This window comes from Mesorhizobium sp. M1E.F.Ca.ET.041.01.1.1 (genome assembly GCF_003997355.1).
GTDB lineage: Bacteria > Pseudomonadota > Alphaproteobacteria > Rhizobiales > Rhizobiaceae > Mesorhizobium.
In genome coordinates, this window is sequence record NZ_RZSL01001050.1 from 1 (window position 1) to 1,198 (window position 1,198).

Genomic DNA, 1,198 nt, shown 5'->3' on the forward strand with positions numbered 1-1,198 from the left:
GCGAAGGCCGGCCTCGGCCTGCCCAGCAACGCGGCCACCGGTCGCCGCTATTGCGGCATCAACATCCTGATCCTTTGGGGCGCGGTCATCGAGCGGGCTTACCCAAGCCAGAACTGGCTCACTTTCCGGCAGGCGCTTGCCCTTGGCGGCAACGTCAGGAAGGGCGAACACGGCACAACAATAGTGCATGCTGACCGGTTCGTCCCAAAGGTCGAAAAGGAACGCGCCAAGACGGATGGCGACGAACCGCATGCCGTGCCCTTTTTGAAGCGCTTCACCGTCTTCAATGTCGCGCAATGCGACAACCTGCCCGACCACCTCCATGCCGCCGCCGAACCGCTGCCCGAGCGTCAGATCATCCCGCAGGCCGAGGCGCTGATTCACGACTGCGGCGCGGATTTCAGGATCGGCGGCGATCGCGCTTTTTACATGCCGGGCAGCGACTTCATTCAGGTGCCGCCGCAGCCCGCTTTCTTTCATCAGATCGACTATTACCGCACCTGTTTCCACGAGCTTGGCCACTGGACCGGCCATCCGACCCGGCTTGCGCGCGACCTTTCCGGCTCGTTCCGCTCCAAGACCTATGCGCGCGAGGAACTGGTCGCCGAAATCTGCGGCGCCTTCGTCTGCAGCTCTCTCGCCATCGAGCCGACCGTGCGCCATGCCGACTGCATCGGCTCATGGCTCACCGTGCTGCGCGAGGACAACCGCGCCATTTTCCGCGCCGCCAGCCAAGCTTCCAAAGCCGCCGATTTCCTGCTCGGCCCTCACAGCAACGCCGAAGCCTCGGACCGTGAGGAGATCGCGGCGTGAAGGCGCGCGATCCCCAGGCGCTGCCGACCGAGACGACGCCGGAAGGCGAGCAGACCCTCATTCCCGGTGTCCGGCCCGTCACCACGCGCGACCGGCTTTGCCTTCTCACGGACGCGCCCATGCGGCCACGCAAGGCGCAAAAGCCGCTCGATATCGGCCTGTTCGACGACTGCACCCGCAACCAGCTCGACCTGTTTTGACAAGGAGTTTTGCCATGATCCTCATTACCGACGACCTTCGCGCCCGGCTGCTCGCCAATGGCGCGGCCGAAACAGAAACCGACCATCACCCGGTCGTCAAACTGTTCGATCCCACCGGGCCCGCGACCTGGCTCTTGAGCGAACTCGACGCCGACGGCGACACGCTGTTCGGCCTGTGCGACCTC

3 protein-coding genes are annotated in these 1,198 nt (G+C 64.8%); all 3 read left to right on the forward strand.

Features of this window, described 5'->3' with window-relative positions; translation table 11 throughout:
• Positions 1-813 (forward strand): zincin-like metallopeptidase domain-containing protein (locus EOA38_RS37235; RefSeq protein ID WP_127301554.1); only part of this gene is annotated, 813 nt, incomplete at its 5' end.
• Positions 810-1,013, forward strand: coding sequence for a hypothetical protein (locus EOA38_RS37240; protein WP_127222321.1), 204 nt, complete (start codon positions 810-812; stop codon positions 1,011-1,013). The genes EOA38_RS37235 and EOA38_RS37240, both read left to right, overlap by 4 nt.
• 14 nt (positions 1,014-1,027) lie before the next feature.
• On the forward strand, positions 1,028-1,198 hold a 171-nt coding region (locus EOA38_RS37245; protein ID WP_127301556.1), incomplete at its 3' end, for a DUF2958 domain-containing protein.